The following is a 17,233-nucleotide window of genomic DNA, read 5'->3' on the forward strand; positions in this document are numbered from 1 at the left end:
CTTGTTTCGTCTTACAGCGGATGTCCCCAGCGGTCGCCACGAATCGTGGGTGCACTCGCGTTGTATCCTTCAAAGGCCGATTGAGAGGACAGCCCATTGATACAATTTCGACGTTCTTCTTGGCTGCTGAATTCAAGCGGCCGTTTCGCTTGAAGTTCATTGAGGGTTCGCAACTGCTGCTGTTCCATATACATGGTTAATCCCGCGAGCATGCTGCGGATGATGTCGGGACCTTCGCGATAGACGGCGGAAACAACCATTCCCACGTCGGCACCAGCCAACAGCACTTTGATCAAATCTTCACAACCACTAATTCCGCCTCCGCCCGCTAACGAAATTGCTGGACACGAACCATACACACTCAACAAACCCGCCAGTGTTCCCGAGATTGCGCTCGGTTGAGAAAGCCCCCAATCGGATCTCAGTTGGCAATTGTCCAAGACGATATCGAGGTGCGGGTCACGAGCATACAACACCAAGCCTTGGACTCCGGAGAGTAGTCGTCGAGCGAGATGGCTGACGCTGGTGTATTCACGATGCAATTTGACGAACAGAGGAACGGTGATCGAGGCTCTTAAAGTTCTCGCCAAATTCACCACATTGTCTTCTACATCGCGTGGGGCGTCATATTCGCAGAGCGGACGGTGATGGACGTTCAACTCGATTGCATCCGCACCCGCTGCTTGCAATTCGCCAGCAAAATCGAGCCAGTCGCCATCGGTTTCGCCGTTCAGACTGGCGATCACGGGAATGGACGATTGCACGCTCGCTCGGTTGACGATCGACAGATAGGTTTCGACATCCGCCGCCATTGCATCGTGTGTGGCAGGATTCGCTGGGTCGATTCGATTTAGATCGCGTGACGACAACGCGTGACCTTGTTTTGCTTTCCAAGCAATGATGTGCTCTTCTAACAACGAGGGAAGTACCACCGCCCCTGCTCCAGCATTTTCGATCGCAATTCGATTCTGAGTGTTAAAGGTCAGTGGGCAAGCGCCGACCACGATGGGAGAACGTAGCAGCAGGCCGCCGTAGTTGGTCGATAGATCGAGTGGCATGAGAACACTCCGTTGAACGCGAGGTTTAAGAAGAAAGGGAATGGCTCGGAACGGCGGCAAGTGAAAAAACTGAGTGGAGCCAAAGCGAGCGAAGTCGAGCAGATCGTCTCCGATGCAAACAGAGGGCCAACCGCCTGCGGGGTGACTGGACGAATAATACGAGCCTCGGCGCGTCAACGCCGGTTGCCATCGACACCAAACAGCGACATCACGACGAGTCGTGGGGGGATCAATCCAGGAGGACGAGACGAACAGTGGAGTTAATCATGAGGCCTTAAATACGTCCATTTAAAGTTAATGCAGCCGCAAAGTTGATCGAAATATCGATGTGGCACATCGCTTGCTTTAGTGTTTGCGGCGGGTGATGAATAGGACTATCACCCGACTTGCAAATCATTCTTCGCAACCGCGAATGGGATTTGCAAGCGAAAAGACATTTTTCACTGAAAAAGAACCCTACCGAACCATGATGAATTCTCCGACTCTTGCTGTGACTCGTTCCGATGCTCTAAGGTTGAAAACGCTGCTCAATAGCGAATTTGTGATCGCAATCGGGGGCGAACGAACGCATCTGAGCGAATTCAAGGACCGGCTTGAACGAGCCGTGGTGCTGGAATCGCAAGACATGATGCCGGATGTCGTCACGATGAATTCGACCATTCGGCTGCTTGATTTGGATCTGAACGAAGTCGATACCTACACGCTGGTTTATCCTGAAGAGGCTTGTATTGCCGAAGGGAAATTGTCGATTCTTTCGCCGCTTGGCACGATGATCTTCGGATGCCGCGTCGGAGAAAGCGTGACGTGCCATGTCTCGGGGCATCAGAATCGAAAGCAGGTTGAAAAAATTACCTTTCAACCCGAACGCATCGGCGCCTTCAATTTGTAGCAGCCCATTGCCGCCGGCGAATTCTATTCCGACAAACCTTGGCGAGAACGCAAACGGGCGATCATGGCCACGGCGGACGCCGCGAGTAAGAGCGTGCTAAAGGCGAAGTACCCGACCACCACTTTTAAGTTTCCGACGTTGGCGACTGCCTCTTCATCTTCGATCAGGTTGCCGTCAAGCGGCAATGAAAATGCCGCCGAGAAGGGGCTGGTCACGCCCAGCCACTCGGCGCGACGAATCGATTCGGTAGGGAATTCCAGAATCGTCATCAACGCGGTCATCGCGGGCGGGCCGACGTACAGCAGCAGCAACACGATATAGGTGGACATCAGTGCGATCGAAGTTTTACGCTGAAATAGCGAACACAGTTGAGCGATGGTGGCGTTGACCAAACAGACCATCAAAACAATCGCAAACATCCCCAGCACGCTCGCCCAGTTGCTCCAATAGCTGTAGTTCAGCACGCCACCAAGCAGCAGCGGCCATAACAGGAAGCAGGTCAAGACGGCGGAGATGCGGAAGCCGACGATAAATTTGCCCCACAAAATTTGACTGGGCGTCAACGTGGTCGTTAACAGCAAATCGAGTGTTTGACGTTCGCGTTCGCTGGTCATCGATCCCGCCAAAAAGACGGGGCCGACCAGCATATTGAAAACGATCACGTAAACCGAAAACCATGCGATTTTTTCGTCCATGTAGAACAAAAATACGCCCATCATCGGGATCGCCAACAGCATGCTGATTTGGATCACCAGCCGCAGCATCAAGGTGCCTTGAGCAAAAATCTCGCTATGGATTTCTTTGTCATAGACTGGGTTCGCGCCATCGGCCATCAACTCGGATTTCTTTGGCGGCGCGAACAGTCGGTCGGGGAATTGATCAGGCTGGATCACCAGCCCCACGGCTTCTTCGGCTTCCCGCTCTAAATCGATCACCTCCTTGCCTTCGCTGCCAACATCAGGCGGATAAAGCATCCGCCCGGCGGCAGCCGAGCACATCAAGATCACGGCGGAGAGTGCAAACGCGGGAATCACCAACAGAGCGAGTTTTAATCGCAATTCGCCCTGCCCTTCGAGCGACGCCCAAAACAGAATCGCTCCGATCACCAGCGGCAGAATGAATAAGTAGCTGACGACTAACGAGCTGCTTGTTCGCGAGAAATAGCTGCTGCAAAACACTCCGATCGCGCCGAACAGGATCACGGAAACGATCAACCCCAAATAGGCCGCCAAGACTTCGTAGACGCTGACGCCGCCCAGCGGAAGACAGAGCACGATGATCGGTAGCGAAGCCAGAATCAGCATGCCCAGGTGCGTCAAACTCGCGACCATTTTTCCAAACACGATCGCACCGGGACGCAGTGGACTGGCCAACAACATCTCGTACGTATGACGTTCTTTTTCTCCGGTGATCGTTCCGGCTGCAAAGCTGGGGGCCATCAACGATGCGATCACGTATTGGCCAAGAAAAAATAAATTGACCAGCTTCGTTGCCGATGGCGGGCTGATCGTAAGGTCAAGACGTTGTTCACTTGGCCATGCCATCAACACGACCGCTGCGAGTAGCAGCTGATAGAGTCCGAGTAGAAAGAATGCACGATTCGTACGCAGGTTTCCCAGCAATTCACGTTGAAGAACGGGATTTTCAAAAACGTACATGGTCGGATGATTCTAGCGGTGTGGAATTAGAGAGGCGTCTTGGACGGTTGCCCTGCGTGTTCGCTGACATAGGTCGGGACCGCGTAGCCAGGTAATCGGCTGCGGATGCGGTTGATCAGTTCAAGTCCTTGCTGGACCGGAACTTCAAAGTGCTTCGTACCTCGCACGCGATCAAGTTGATGCAAGTAATAAGGTTGGATGCGATGATTGACCAATTTCATACACAGATCAACCAACGTCTGTTCGTCATCGTTCACGCCACGTAGCAGGACGGCTTGATTCAAAACGGGAATTCCCGCGTCAACAAGCATCTCCATCCGAGCGATCACCGACGAGTCTAACTCATTGGCATGGTTACAGTGCACGACGAACCAAATTGCCGAACGCGTTTCTTTCAGTTTGCTACAGAGAGCTTCGGTGACACGTTGAGGGATCACGATTGGCAATCGAGTGTGGATTCGAATTCGGCGAACATGCGGGATCGCATCGATTTGGTCGATCAATTCAAAAAGCTTGGTATCGGTCAGCGTCAGTGGGTCGCCGCCGCTGAGGATGACCTCTTCGACGTCGGGGTGAGATTGGACGTACTCGATAGCCGGAGCCCAGTTTTCGCGTCGTGAACCCGCTTCTTGATAGGGGAATTCGCGGCGAAAACAGTACCGGCAATGTACCGCACAGACCCCTGATGCGATCAGCAGGACGCGGCCGTCATATTTGTGAATCACCCCCCCGGCGGCTAGCGAGTCGAGGTCCCCGACGGGGTCGGAGACAAAATGAGGGTCCAAGACCAATTCGTCGCCGATCGGCAGCACTTGGCGAAGCAGTGGGTCGTCGGGGTCACCCGGAGCGATTCGACTTAAAAATTCGAGCGGCACGAAGGTTGGAAACGTCTCAAGCTGCCCTGCGTCGGTGTCGGCGGGCAAATTCAGCCGTTCGAGAAGCTGTTTTCTGCTGCGAATCGCCGTCCGCATCGCGGTTTGCCAGTCCACCGCCGCGAGATTGGGGGGCTGGATTGTGGCTGAGAAAAGCTGCTCAGGACGGGGCGGGACAAGAACCCGCGATCGCGTTAGAATCTGGTCCGGTTGCTCCTGAGGCTGGGGTGCTGAGTCGTTTTGCGGTTCAGCCGGCTCGGGATTGAACTTGTCCGATTCGCGAGGGGAAGTTTCCTGGATCATTCAGTTTCTAGTGGATGCAACCAATCAATAATTAAAAAAATCCCCATCCCTCGAAAACATTGACTCGTAAAGACGGGACCGTCGTCTATGGCTACTTATAACACAAGTGACTTCCGCAAAGGACTTAAGGTCCAAATTGATGGTGAACCTTACATCATGACTGAAATGATGTTTGTCAAACCAGGTAAAGGCAACGCACTTTACAAATGCAAACTGAAGAATTTGATCCGTGGAACCTCGCTTGACCGCACCTACAAAGGCGGCGACTCACTCGAATCGGCAGACGTGGAAACGACCGACGTGCAATTTTTGTATCGCAACGGTGAAGATTACGTTTTCATGCACAACGAGTCGTTCGAGCAGTTCGAGGTCACCAGCGACGTTGCAGGCGACATTTGGAAGTATTTGAAGGACGGCATGGCGTGCGCAATGACGCTGTACAACGGTAACGCCATTATCGTTGAACCACCAAATCACGTTGAATTGGAGGTCATTGAATGCGTTCCCGGCACCAAGGGGGACACCGCGACCAACGTCACCAAGCCTGCGAAGGTGGAAACCGGTGCGGAGTTCAACGTGCCTGGATTCATCAAAGAAGGCAACGTGATCAAGATCGATACGCGATCGGGCGAATATATCGAACGCGTCAGCAACTAAGGCTACTGCTCCATTGGGTTTTCAGAATGGCTCGGTCGCAAACGCTGCCAAGGATTTCGGCACATCTCGCGATGCCGTCGAGCTCGCTTGAAAGCTCCTTTTATTGAGCCCTGAAAGTTATTGAGCCCTGAAAGTTGGGAGATCGCGGCGGTTGCCGATAGGGCTGCCGCTGCGTCTCTCGCTTTTACTCTATTTTTAGCCGCGTCTTTTACAAATCTCTCAAATCTCTAATGCCTATGAAATGAACGCATCGCTGCGTTTTTTCGAATAAATTGCCATGGTCAACACGCTCTTCCTTCCTGAATTACGAGAAATGTTGGCTGAGCAAAATCGGGCTGAGCTCGAAGAGTTCTGCACGACGCTGAACCCGGGGCGAACCGCCGAGTTTATGGAGGGGCTTTCCAACGAAGAGGCGTGGGAAGTACTGCAATATGCCGAGCCATCGCGTCGCTCGGAGATTTTTGGCTACTTCAATGAAGAACGCCAATTAGAGATGCTTCGCGATCATGATCCGTCGCAAGTCGCGGCGTTGGTCGAAGAGATTCCGGCGGACGATCGCGTTGACTTGATCCAAGAATTGTCGGACGAACGTGTCCAAGAAATTCTGCCGCTGTTGCCGGTCCAAGATCGTCGCAACATCCAGCGTCTTCGTTCGTATCAGGGCGAGACCGCGGGCGGTTTGATGACGACCGAGGTCGCCAAGCTGGGCGAGAAACTGAGTGCTCGTGAGGCGCTCGATGAATTGGGACGTCAGGCCAGCCAGCTCGAAACGATCTACTACCTGTACGTCGTTGACGAAGACGACTCGCTCCGCGGAATTGTCTCGACACGGCAATTGGTTTCGTCGCTGGCGCATCCCGAATTAACACTCGGGGACATGATGGAAACCGATGTCGTCGTCGCCAATGTGACCGAGGACCAAGAATCGGTGGCTCATAAAGTCGAGCGATTCAACTTGTTAGCAATCCCCGTGGTCGATGCGAGTCGGCGATTGCTCGGAATTATCACGCATGATGATGTGATCGATGTCGTACGTGAGGAATTGACCGAGGACGCCCAGCGGATTGCTGCGGTGGCCCCCTTGGAAGACGATTTTCTTCGCATCGGTTTGCTGACGCTGTCGTGGAAACGAGGGATTTGGCTGACGATTTTGTTTTTTGCCGCGCTGTTGACCGCGTTTGCGCTGCGTCACTACGAAGAAGAACTGCAGCAATTCGTCTGGTTGGTCTGGTTCATCCCGCTGATCATTAGTGCAGGTGGTAATTCAGGCAGCCAATCGGCGACGTTGGTCATCACCGCGATGACAAGCGGTCAAGTCAAGTTCCGTGACTGGCACCGCGTCTTGATTCGCGAGAGCGTTGTGTCGTTGCTATTAGGCAGTTTTTTGGCGTTGATTGGCTTTGCCGTCGCGGTATTTGTGGCTCCTTCGGTTCGCGATGCGCTGGTCATTCCGATCACGTTGTTGGCGGTTATCGTCTGCGGATGTATGTGTGGCGCGACGTTGCCGATCGTGTTCAAGCGTGCGGGATTGGACCCGGCGCTAATGAGCAATCCGTTTGTCGCCGGAATTGTCGACATCTTGGGCATCGTGATCTATATCAATGTCGGCCGCGTGCTGCTGGGCTAGTTGCTGCTGGGCCAGTTGCCGCCTCTGCAATCGCCGCCCTGCTTTGTGCAGTGAAATTTGCGCAGCGAAAAAACGAAACCGCCAGCGACCGAGGATCTTACTCGTCTTCACCGAGTTCAACGGTGGTGAGTTGGCCCGCGAATAATTACAATGAGGGCTAGTTTCCCCACCTCCGCTCCTCACGAAATCATCAAGGCCAATAATGACGCTTGTGCGACAACTTTTCACGGCTCTCACCATGGCGTTAGCCGCGATAACGCTTCCGCCCGCTAGTGCCGAAGACTCCGTGTTTATTGAGGCGGAAAGCTTCGCTGAGCCTGGCGGTTGGAAACTTGATACCCAATCGATCATGACAATGGGGTCCCCCTACATGATCGCCCACGGGATGGGAAAACCGGTCGAAGATGCGACAGCGACGGTTAAGTTTCCGAGCACGGGAACGTACCACGTGTTCGCGCGCACCAAGGACTGGGTGGCTCGCTGGGAAGCCCCCGGTGCTCCAGGCAAATTCCAAATCGCGGTGAACGGCAAGACGCTCGAGCACACCTTCGGAACCAAAAATGCCGAGTGGTTTTGGGAGCCTGGCGGAACGATTGAAATCGACGACACGAACGCCACGGTGGCGCTGCAGGATCTAACCGGGTTCGATGGCCGCTGTGACGCGATTTATTTCACGAAATCGGGCGCAGAGCCACCTAACGAATCAACTGTTTTAGGACCGTGGCGTCGCAAACAACTCGGTTTGGGCGACAAGCCTACCGAAAAAAGTGGCTATGACATCGTCGTCATCGGTGGCGGTTACTCCGGCATGGGGACCGCGATTTCCGCAGCACGCATGGGTTGCAAAGTGGCCTTGGTGCAAAACCGTGGTGTGTTGGGCGGAAACGGATCGAGTGAAATTCGCGTTTGGGCGATGGGGCACGTCCGCCGAGGTAATTATCCTCGCGTCGGTGAAATTGTGACCGAATTCTCGGATAGCGCCACCAAGTCACCGGGCACCTACGAAGAATTCGAAGATGCCAAGAAAGAAGCGATCGTGCGGGCTGAACCCAATATTGATCTGTTCTTGAACCATCACGCCTATCACGTCGAAACGAAAGATAACCAAATCGAAAGCGTGATGGCGTTTGATACTCGCAGCGGCGATCAAATCCGCTTTGCCGGAACGCTGTTTGCCGATTGCACCGGCCATGCCACGATCGGATTCCTCGCCGGTGCTGATAGCGAAATGACTCCCGAGGGCCGCATGGGCATGAGTAACATGTGGGCGTGGGACGAAGCGGACAGCCCTACCGAATTTCCTGAAACGCCATGGGCACTGCAGTTGAGCATGGACGATTTCCCCTATCCACGTGACCATCACGGTCAATGGTTCTGGGAAAGTGGATTTGATAAGGACCCGATCAAGCATGCCGAAGCAATCCGCGATTGGAATTTGCGAGCGGTCTATGGTGCGTTTAACGCGATGAAAAACGGCGACGGTGCGGACAAGCACAAGAACGCCTACCTGACGTGGGTTGCCTACATCGGCGGTCCGCGTGAATCGCGTCGCTTGATGGGTGACATTGTGTTAACGCAAGACGATGTGGTGAACAAAGTCGCCTATCCCGACGGTTGTGTCCCCAGCACGTGGTCGATCGATCTGCACTATCCTAAAGAACAGTACGCTAAAAAGTTTCCCGATAACCCGTTTATCTCGGTCGCGGTTCATGACCGACGGATTGATCGCAATTACGGTTATCCGGTGCCCTACCGAACTTTCTATTCGCGAAATATTTCGAACCTGTTCATGGCGGGGCGTTGCATTAGCGTGACACACGAAGCTTTGGGGACCGTGCGAGTGATGCGGACTTGCGGGATGATGGGCGAAGTCGTCGGCAAGGCGGCCAGCGTTTGTGTTCGTCACGACTGTACGCCACGCGAAGTGTATGGCAAGTATTGGTCGGAAATGGACGAGCTGCTCAAGCTGCCGGGCAAGGCACGCCGCGAAACCGTCAAGAGCGAGATCATTGTGCCGGATGATGCGCTGCCATTGGCACCGCCGACCGGATTGCCAACCAGCGGCAAAGCTTCAGGGCACGGAATCGACCCCGCAAAAATCAGCGGTCTGGTGATCGATGATACCAAGGCGAAAAAGACGGGCGGTTGGACCGAGGGAGCGGGTTTGCCAAAATTCGTTGGTTCGCACTATCTCTACGGCAGCGGAAAAAATGCATCGATCCGGTTTGAGTTTGCCGCGCCTGCCCAAGGCAAACATCAGATCATGCTTGCCTATCAGTCGCATGAAAACCGCAGCGATAAAGTGCGTGTAGAAGTCAAAACGGGCGACGACGTGGTCACTAAAACGGTGAATATGAAAGCAGCACCACCGGTCGATGACCTGTTCATTTCGCTTGGCACGTTTGAGCTGAAACGTGGCGAAGATTGTGCCGTGACGCTCTCGGCCGACGGCAGCGGCAATGTTCACGCGGATGCGATTCGTGTGGTTCCTGCCAAGTAATGACGCTGGATCCCGTCAACACTGATCGATATCAAGTTCGCCGCCTTGTTGTGCATCTCGCACGCTTGGCGGTGTTTGTTTCGATCATCGGTTTGATTCATCTTCAATATGCGAGCTCTTCAGCCCGCGTTACCGCGATCGCCGATCTGTCGGTCGACCAGGTTGTATCGTTGTTCCCCGCTGCGGCGTCACTGGCGGGCGTGGCAAGTGACGATGGGCGGATGGCGGTCAGCGACGCGGACGGCAAATCACTCGGTTACGTCGTCCAGACCTCTCCGGAAAGCGATCACATCATCGGTTTTTCCGGACCGACGAATGTTTTGATCGGATTTGATGATCTGGATCGTGTCGTCGGGATCTCGATCCTCTCGAGCGAAGACACGCGAGACCATTTGTTAGAAGTCGAGCGAAACGAGCAGTTCATGTCCTCGCTCGATGGAAAATCGCGAGACGAGATCGGTCGCGTCGGCGTTGTCGATGCGGTGTCCGGCGCGACACTCACCAGCTTGGCGATTCAAGAATCGATCATTCACCGCTTGGGCGGCGAAGTCGGTTCGCTGCGTTTTCCCACGCCGCTGTCGCTCGATGATGTCAAAGTGCTATTTCCCAATGCGGATCATATTGAACCCAATGCGGTGCACGCGGCGGTTTGGTTCGTCAATTCCGGCGGCGATCGGATCGGACAAGTACTACGCACTTCGCCGGCGGCGGACAACGTTGTTGGCTATCAAGGCCCGACGGACACTTTGATTGGTTTGGACCGCGACGGTGCGGTGGTCGGGATTGCGATTGGGAAATCGTACGACAACGAACCTTACGTGGGCTACGTTCGCGAGGACTCGTATTTTCGCTCGACGTTTGATGAGATGAAACTGCAGCAGCTCGCCGAGGCGGATCTTTATGAGATGCGAGTCGAAGGGGTTTCCGGGGCGACGATGACGAGTATGGCGGTGGCTGACGGAGTGGTCGAAGCCGCGAAAAAACATCGCGAAAAAGTAGAACTCGAAGCGTCTCGCCCAAAGCGTCGATCAGGGTTCCAGATTTCAGTGCATGACATCGGCACCATGATCGTGATCGTTGCCGCGATCGTGATCGGGTCGACATCGCTACGAGCCAACAAACGCGTTCGGATCGTGTTCCAATTGATGTTGATCGTTTACCTGGGCTTGATTGCCGGCAATTTGGTATCGCAGGCGATGATTGCGGGATGGGCCAAGCATGGGGTGCCGCTGCAAATGGCGCCTGGATTGACGATGCTGGTGATCGCGGCTTTTGCCTGTCCGCTATTCAGCAAACGAAATATCTACTGTTCGCACCTGTGTCCGCACGGGGCGGTTCAGCAGTTGATCAAAGGGCGGATCCGGTACCAAGTCAAACTTGGACATTCGGTTTCCAAGCTCTTGATGTTATTGCCTGGTCTTCTGCTGTTGTGGTGTCTGGTGGTGACAATGGCGGCGTTGCCATTTAGCTTGGTCGACATCGAGCCGTTTGACGCCTACGTGTTTCGCATCGCGGGTTGGGCCACGATCGCGGTCTTCGTGGTCGGAATCATCGCCTCGCTATTTGTTCCGATGGCGTATTGCCGATTCGGATGTCCAACCGGCAGATTGCTTGACTATTTGCGATTCAACGCACGCAGCGACCGCTGGACGGTCCGCGACTGGGTCGCGCTCGGCTATCTTGGACTGGCGATTTGGCTGAGCACCGGCCATTAGTGTGGTTTGAGAAGAGTCCCCACCCAGAACTTGCTCCGCCCGTTCTGACCCTCTCCCAAAAAGCAAAGCTTTTAGGGAGGTGAAGTCACATCTGCCGAAAGTCTTCGCGACTTTCGCTACCGCGGATTGATCGGCGGTAAAACGCGTCTAGCGTTGCTCGATTGGCACGAACGCGCGTTCGGTCGCACCGGTATAGATTTGGCGAGGACGGTTGATCCGGGTCGATGGGTTGTTGTGCATCTCTTCCCAGTGGGCGATCCAGCCTGGCAATCGGCCAATTGCAAACAGTACCGTGAACATCTGGATCGGGATCCCCAAGGCGCGGTAGATCACGCCCGAGTAGAAGTCGACGTTGGGATACAGTTTTCGCTCGATGAAGTACTCGTCTTGCAGCGCCACTTCTTCCAACTTTTGGGCAACTTCGAACAAGGGGTCATCCAATTGCAACTTGGCGAGCAATTTGTCGCAGCTGGCGCGAATGATTTTCGCCCGCGGGTCAAAGTTCTTGTAGACGCGGTGACCGAATCCCATCAAACGGAAACCGTTTTCTTTGTCTTTGGCCATGTCGACATATTTCTGCACGTTGCCGCCGTCTTTGGCGATCGTTTCGAGCATGTTCACACACGCTTCGTTGGCTCCACCGTGCAGCGGTCCCCACAGCGCGCCGATACCGGCTGAGATCGAAGCGAACAGGTTGGCATTGCTGCTGCCGACCATGCGGACCGTCGATGTACTGCAGTTTTGTTCGTGGTCTGCGTGGACAATGAACAACAAGTTCAGCGCTTCGGCGAAGTCGGGATCGACCATGTATTCGCGGGCTGGCGTCGCGAACATCATGTGCAAAAAGTTTTCGCAATAACTTAGGTCATTGTTCGGATACATGAACGGTTGACCCATCGACTTCTTGTAACTGTAAGCCGCGATCGTCGGCAGTTTGGCAAGCAGTCTATAGAGCGAGATTTCGACTTGGCCCGGATCGTTCGGATTCAGCGAATCTTGGTAGAACGTGGCAAGCGCGCCGACCACACTGCTGAGGATCGCCATCGGGTGCGCGTCTCGTGGGAAGCCGTTGTAGAACGACCGCATATCCTCGTGGATCATGGTATGGTCGCGGATGCCGGCGCGGAAAATCTCGGCTTGAGACGCGTTGGGCAATTCGCCGTAAATCAGCAAAAACGCGGTTTCGACAAAGTCGCAGTGTTTGGCGAGTTCTTCGATCGGGTAACCGCGATAACGTAAAATTCCTTTTTCCCCGTCAAGAAACGTAATCGCACTCTTGGTGCTGCCGGTATTGACGAAACCGTCGTCCAGAGTGATCAGTCCGGTTTTGGCTCGCAGCTGACTGATGTCGATTCCGCGTTCCCCTTCGGAGCCTTCGACGACGGGGAAGTCGATATCACTGCCTTCGATCGACAGCTTAGCGACTCCGGCTTCTTTAGTATCCAATTTGGGAGGGGTGCTCATCTGCGAATCCGCGTAGAGAGAGGGCTAATTGCATGGTTTTGATCTCGGGATAGTGTAGCTCTGTAAGTAGCGAACTACAATCACGGGAACGGTGTCTATCGGCATTCGAAATCGTCGAAATACAGGACAATGACGATGAAATTTGCGTGCGAGTCGAGTTTGCCTGTGATTCCCTTGCCAAACGTCACCGCCGGCGCCCTTACCACTGAATATGAGTGGAATTGTTACCCCACTTTTTGGTCGGTAACGTTTTGACGGCGGATTCGCATCGAGTCGATCTTGCGATTGCTCGCTTTTAATATTTCGATCTCTGAATCGCCCAGCGTCAGCCGCGTCCCGGTTTCGGGAATCGATCCGACATGGGACAGGACAAAGCCGGCGACGGTTTCGTAGTCGTCGCTTTCCGGCAGATCCCAGCCGAGCAATTCGTTCAGGTCATCGATCATCAAGCGGCCATCCACCTCGACCGTGTCATCGTCAATGACTTGCAGTCCGATCTCTTCGTCTTCGTCGGACTCGTCGACAATCTCGCCCACGATTTCTTCCAACGCATCTTCGATCGTGACCACTCCAGCGGTTTGTTGAAATTCATCCAGCACGATCGCCATATGGCTTCGACTATGCAGAAATTCACGCAGCAGAAACTCGACCGATCGATCGACCGGGACAAACCAAGGACGTCGCATGATCTCGCACACCGGTTCCTTGGGTTGATGATGGGCTTCGAGAAAGGGCAGCAGATCTTTGACGTACAGCACCCCGACCACGTTATCGAGCGTGCCATTGTAAACGGGCAAGCGAGTGCGGCCGGCCTCGACAATCGTCTTTAGGATTTGGTCCCATTCCCAAGAAACTTCGATCGCATCGACATCGCTTCGCGGCGTCATGATGTGACCGACTGGGTCTTCGTGCAGCGTCATGACGCCTTGGATCATTTCACGAACGCCCGGCCCAAAGTAGCCTTCCCGCTCGCCCGCGGTGACGATCGTGCGGATTTCGTCTTCGAGTTGCTCTTCGTCTTCGTCCTCGTGCTCGTGTTTTCCCGCCAACCGTCGAGTGATCACCTCGACCAATTCCCCCGGCGCTGATAAGGGGTGCATGAAAATCGACAACGATCGCCAAAACGGCCATGTGTGATACAGCACCTGAGTCGATGCAAAGCGTGTAACCGCCGTCGGCACCCACGCGTGAACCAACATGATCGAGAGACCGGCGGTTAAAAACCAAATCAGTAGATCACGGCCAATCGGATTCTCTTCAGCAACAAAAAGCGCCGTCGTGCCTGAGATCAGGAACAACACGGTTCCGATCATCCGCAGGTATTCGCTGCCGCGAATCGCTGCGTCTTGATGATCGATGACGGCACCAAACCGTTCTCGGTTTTTATTCAACCGGCAATAGGCTTCCAAAGGTCGACCGGCGAATCGGTCCAGCAATTCGCCGCCGAGACCCCCGATACTGCTGAACACAAAGCCCAATGCCGAGAGTAATCCCCAAGCTACCGAATCGGTCATGACCGCGTCTCCGGTATCGAGGTGCTCGGTTGGACGTTCACTTCCACGCGGTCGGGGCCGTAGTGAATGATGTCCTCAATCCCCAACGACTGCATCACTTGGCATTCCGCAGCTCGCATTTCTTGCCGCACATCGTCTTGCAGGTCGTCCATGCCGGCGATGTGCAAGGTGCCGTGGACGACGTACAGCAGCAATTCATTCTCAACGGACCAACCGACACGCTCCGCGACGCGTTGGGCGGTTTCGAGGCTGACGACGAGTTCCCCTTCGATCCTGGGCAGTTCGTCGGTGTAGGCGAAACTGATGACATCGGTTTCATAGTCGTGGTCCAGATGCCGTGCGTTGATCTGGCGGATCTCGGCGTCGTTGCTCACGCGGACCCCGATCTCGCCGCAGGAATAACCACGTAACGCGGTAGCATGGGTCACGGCGGAACGAATGCGGTCGTACCAATCGGGCTCAGGCAGCGGGTCGTCCGTCACGATTTCGATAGAGAGTTTCGGGGCCGATTGGTCGCCGCTCTCGTTAGGCTGATTGTTGTCCAGGATATTTGACACGTGCGTGATAGATGGCGGTTAAAGATTTGACAAGACTGGTGCGGATGCGATCGAGTTGGCGGAACGTCAATCCGCATTCATCGAACTGGCCATCCGCCATTTTCTTTTGAGCAATGGCGTCGACAAGTCCTTGGATTCGCGAGGGAGTCGGGTCGACCAGGGTGCGGCTCGCACTTTCGACCGTGTCGGCCAACATCATCACCGCGGCTTCGAGCGTTTGCGGTTTGGGTCCAGGATAGCGGAAATCTTTGTCGCTGACCGATTCCCCGTTGGGATCTTCCTCGCTGCGACGGGCCGCCTCGCGATAAAAATACTCAACCAGCGTCGTGCCGTGATGCTGCAAGATGAAATCGATGATCGATTCGGGTAAATGATGGCTGCGCGCCAAATCCGCACCGTCCTTCACATGCGCGATGATCACCAACGTGCTCATGGCTGGTTGCAGCGAATCGTGTTGGTTCACTCCGGCGCTTTGATTCTCGATAAAGTATTCAGGTTTGAACATCTTGCCGATGTCATGGAAATAGGCACCCACGCGGACCAGCAATCCGTTGGCGCCAATCGCGTCGGCAGCAGATTCGGCAATCGAAGCCACATTGATGCTGTGGTTGTACGTCCCGGGTGCACGTTGAGCGAGTCGACGCAGTAGCGGATGGCTGGCATCGCCAAGTTCCAACAGACTGAGGTCCGTTTGCACTCGGAACGCTTTTTCGACAAGCGGCAAGAGTCCAGTCATTGCAGCCGAGGAAACCACGATACAGAATCCTGCCCACATCGCTTCGCGACCCAGTCCCCACAGCACCACGTCAAATTGAGGCCCGCGGTACAGCGATTCCACTTCGCCTACGATGTCACCGGTCGCATTGACCACCGATAACGTTTGCGAGGTGACAATGCCAACGCCGATCACGGTGGCTGCGGTGATGACGGCCGAGATCGTGCCGACGTACAACAAGTGAGTGCGACTGCGAATGCGTCCTAGCAGCAGCGTACAGCTCGTACACGCCGCCAACATCATGACTAATTCCGACAATTCAGCACTGAGGAACAGCGTCACGCTTAGACACGCGGCGGCCATCAGCAGCAGTGCGAGTTCGCGTCCATAGACTACCGCGGCGATGATTGACGCCAGCACAAGCGGGATCAATTCGCTACGCCACTCGTCGCGTGATGCATAAAAACTGAGCGCGACAGCGGTCACGATCAATGCCAATAATTTGGCTAATTTCTTTTGGTCCTGTAACAGGCTGCGGTCTTCGACAAAAAAGATGTAAGCGCCGCACAGTAAATACAACGCTGCGATCATTCCAGAAAAAGCAGCGAAGCGTGCTATTTTGTCTCGCCAACCCATGCGGCTGACGAATTCTTTGCCTTCGACTCGCAGCAGCGCCAGTTCTTTCAGCCCGAGTGGTTTGCCCGCTTCGGCTAACTTCGAATCGCCAGAGTAATACGAGGTCATGACGGGTTCGACGTTCTGAGCGGCATCCAATCGTGCTCGCTCGCTCAACTCGTCGTCGTATTGCAAGGTCTCGTATTGCGGCAACCGCTGGACAATCCAATCGCTGATCATGCCCGCGACCACTTGGCCACGCTCGCTGCCGAAGCTGGGGCGAAAGTATTCTTGCAACAAGGACTGCAGATTGCTGCTCGCCTGCGCGATTCGCACCTGACTGACTTCGACCGGTACCGCTTCGTCGGGTTGACCGGCCGGATAGACCATGATCATCCGCTGGTTGCCCTGGTCGGGCGTGTGCTGCATCGCTTTGAGCAGCCCCAGTTTGTACATCGGCTCCATCGCCGTGCCGACGGCCGCATCGACTTTGATCAATTCAGGGTCGTCGGCTAAGACTGATTTCAACGTCGCGAAACGTTCCGCCGATGTGTCACCAGGTTCTGCGGTTTCGTCACCTTCGTAGAACTGAGCGAACGCTTTTCGTTCGTCTTCGTTCATTTGGTCAAACGACTGCGCCCCCAGAGCCAAGAACAATTGGTCCTTCAAAACCGCTCGCAATTGATCCAGCGGTTTGGTGCGATTTCGATACAGCACCGGGGCTTCGCGGCGTTTCTGGCGACGGACGGCATCGGTTTCCAGTTCGTCTTTGACTTGGAACGTGACCCGCGTGATGATATCCCGCGCGGGAATCGCGTTTTTGCGATAGGCGAACGAAGGTCGCCACGCATGGCAAAGGACGAGCATCAATACCGCAGCAAGGATCGCCATGCCAACGCGGATCGAAAAGTCGGCCTTGTCGCTGCGCTGCCACCACTGGATCAACCGAGGCTTGGGAATCCCAAGCGAATCGATCCTTTCTTGGCGTGTTCGTTGTTTGCTTGTGCCACTCATCGCAATAAACCTAGAGCCCCGCTACCTAAAACGGGATTGTCTGAACGCACGTGGTCCGATTGAATCGGTTTCACG

General features: G+C 54.7%; 13 protein-coding genes. 6 read left to right on the forward strand and 7 right to left on the reverse strand.

Annotated features, from left to right (window positions below):
- Nucleotides 1-11: 11 nt before the first annotated feature.
- Nucleotides 12-1,058: a beta/alpha barrel domain-containing protein gene (locus ABD971_RS21220; RefSeq protein ID WP_345325363.1), complete on the reverse strand. Its 1,047-nt coding sequence runs from the start codon at nucleotides 1,056-1,058 to the stop codon at nucleotides 12-14.
- A 60-nt stretch (nucleotides 1,059-1,118) separates the two neighbouring features.
- On the opposite strand from ABD971_RS21220, the gene ABD971_RS21225 reads away from it, so the two are divergent.
- Both ABD971_RS21225 and ABD971_RS21230 read left to right on the forward strand, forming a co-directional pair.
- Nucleotides 1,119-1,322, forward strand: a complete 204-nt coding sequence (locus tag ABD971_RS21225; RefSeq protein WP_345325365.1) for a hypothetical protein — start codon at nucleotides 1,119-1,121, stop codon at nucleotides 1,320-1,322.
- Between the two features lie 205 nt (nucleotides 1,323-1,527).
- Nucleotides 1,528-1,947, forward strand: coding sequence for a GreA/GreB family elongation factor (locus tag ABD971_RS21230; RefSeq protein WP_339938024.1), 420 nt, complete (start codon nucleotides 1,528-1,530; stop codon nucleotides 1,945-1,947).
- Between the two features lie 23 nt (nucleotides 1,948-1,970).
- Here ABD971_RS21230 and ABD971_RS21235 read toward each other — a convergent pair whose 3' ends face one another.
- Both ABD971_RS21235 and epmB read right to left on the reverse strand, forming a co-directional pair.
- Nucleotides 1,971-3,605, reverse strand: a complete 1,635-nt coding sequence (locus ABD971_RS21235; protein WP_339938022.1) for an ABC transporter permease subunit — start codon at nucleotides 3,603-3,605, stop codon at nucleotides 1,971-1,973.
- Between the two features lie 26 nt (nucleotides 3,606-3,631).
- A complete protein-coding gene (epmB, locus tag ABD971_RS21240) occupies nucleotides 3,632-4,780 on the reverse strand; it encodes an EF-P beta-lysylation protein EpmB (protein ID WP_345325369.1) in 1,149 nt (382 codons plus the stop codon).
- A gap of 87 nt (nucleotides 4,781-4,867) precedes the next feature.
- Between epmB and efp the strand changes: the two genes are divergently transcribed.
- From efp to ABD971_RS21260, 4 genes are all read left to right on the forward strand, one after another.
- Complete coding sequence (gene efp / locus ABD971_RS21245) at nucleotides 4,868-5,437, forward strand: elongation factor P (protein WP_339938020.1); 570 nt, start codon at nucleotides 4,868-4,870, stop codon at nucleotides 5,435-5,437.
- Between the two features lie 277 nt (nucleotides 5,438-5,714).
- Nucleotides 5,715-7,064, forward strand: a complete 1,350-nt coding sequence (gene mgtE, locus ABD971_RS21250) for a magnesium transporter (protein ID WP_339938018.1) — start codon at nucleotides 5,715-5,717, stop codon at nucleotides 7,062-7,064.
- 202 nt (nucleotides 7,065-7,266) lie between these two features.
- On the forward strand, nucleotides 7,267-9,564 hold the full coding sequence (locus ABD971_RS21255; RefSeq protein ID WP_345325371.1) for an FAD-dependent oxidoreductase: 2,298 nt from the start codon (nucleotides 7,267-7,269) through the stop codon (nucleotides 9,562-9,564).
- Nucleotides 9,564-11,279, forward strand: a complete 1,716-nt coding sequence (locus ABD971_RS21260) for an FMN-binding protein (RefSeq protein ID WP_345325373.1) — start codon at nucleotides 9,564-9,566, stop codon at nucleotides 11,277-11,279. Before ABD971_RS21255 ends, ABD971_RS21260 begins: the two co-directional genes overlap by 1 nt.
- Nucleotides 11,280-11,426: 147 nt before the next feature.
- Here ABD971_RS21260 and ABD971_RS21265 read toward each other — a convergent pair whose 3' ends face one another.
- The 4 genes from ABD971_RS21265 to ABD971_RS21280 all read right to left on the reverse strand — a co-directional run bounded on the left by ABD971_RS21265 (nucleotide 11,427) and on the right by ABD971_RS21280 (nucleotide 17,158).
- The gene (locus tag ABD971_RS21265; protein ID WP_339938012.1) at nucleotides 11,427-12,743 is read right to left on the reverse strand and encodes a citrate synthase; all 1,317 of its coding nucleotides are present in this window, start codon (nucleotides 12,741-12,743) and stop codon (nucleotides 11,427-11,429) included.
- A gap of 224 nt (nucleotides 12,744-12,967) precedes the next feature.
- Complete coding sequence (locus ABD971_RS21270; protein WP_339938010.1) at nucleotides 12,968-14,257, reverse strand: hemolysin family protein; 1,290 nt, start codon at nucleotides 14,255-14,257, stop codon at nucleotides 12,968-12,970.
- A complete protein-coding gene (gene ybeY, locus ABD971_RS21275) occupies nucleotides 14,254-14,814 on the reverse strand; it encodes an rRNA maturation RNase YbeY (RefSeq protein WP_345325376.1) in 561 nt (186 codons plus the stop codon). Before ybeY ends, ABD971_RS21270 begins: the two co-directional genes overlap by 4 nt.
- Nucleotides 14,783-17,158 (reverse strand): HD family phosphohydrolase, encoded by a 2,376-nt coding sequence (locus tag ABD971_RS21280; protein WP_339938006.1) that lies wholly within the window; start codon nucleotides 17,156-17,158, stop codon nucleotides 14,783-14,785. The genes ybeY and ABD971_RS21280 overlap by 32 nt, the downstream gene beginning before the upstream one ends.
- Nucleotides 17,159-17,233 lie beyond the last annotated feature (75 nt).

It is taken from the genome of Novipirellula rosea, assembly GCF_039541335.1.
Classification (GTDB): domain Bacteria; phylum Planctomycetota; class Planctomycetia; order Pirellulales; family Pirellulaceae; genus Novipirellula; species Novipirellula rosea.

Coding starts and splice junctions, on each gene's coding strand:
- ABD971_RS21235 (WP_339938022.1), bottom strand. CDS start 3,605: ATGTACGTTTTTGAAAATCCCGTTCTTCAACGTGAATTGCTGGGAAAC.
- epmB (WP_345325369.1), bottom strand. CDS start 4,780: ATGATCCAGGAAACTTCCCCTCGCGAATCGGACAAGTTCAATCCCGAG.
- ABD971_RS21260 (WP_345325373.1), top strand. CDS start 9,564: ATGACGCTGGATCCCGTCAACACTGATCGATATCAAGTTCGCCGCCTT.
- ABD971_RS21230 (WP_339938024.1), top strand. CDS start 1,528: ATGAATTCTCCGACTCTTGCTGTGACTCGTTCCGATGCTCTAAGGTTG.
- ABD971_RS21280 (WP_339938006.1), bottom strand. CDS start 17,158: ATGAGTGGCACAAGCAAACAACGAACACGCCAAGAAAGGATCGATTCG.
- efp (WP_339938020.1), top strand. CDS start 4,868: ATGGCTACTTATAACACAAGTGACTTCCGCAAAGGACTTAAGGTCCAA.
- ABD971_RS21255 (WP_345325371.1), top strand. CDS start 7,267: ATGACGCTTGTGCGACAACTTTTCACGGCTCTCACCATGGCGTTAGCC.
- ABD971_RS21265 (WP_339938012.1), bottom strand. CDS start 12,743: ATGAGCACCCCTCCCAAATTGGATACTAAAGAAGCCGGAGTCGCTAAG.
- ABD971_RS21270 (WP_339938010.1), bottom strand. CDS start 14,257: ATGACCGATTCGGTAGCTTGGGGATTACTCTCGGCATTGGGCTTTGTG.
- ABD971_RS21220 (WP_345325363.1), bottom strand. CDS start 1,058: ATGCCACTCGATCTATCGACCAACTACGGCGGCCTGCTGCTACGTTCT.
- mgtE (WP_339938018.1), top strand. CDS start 5,715: ATGGTCAACACGCTCTTCCTTCCTGAATTACGAGAAATGTTGGCTGAG.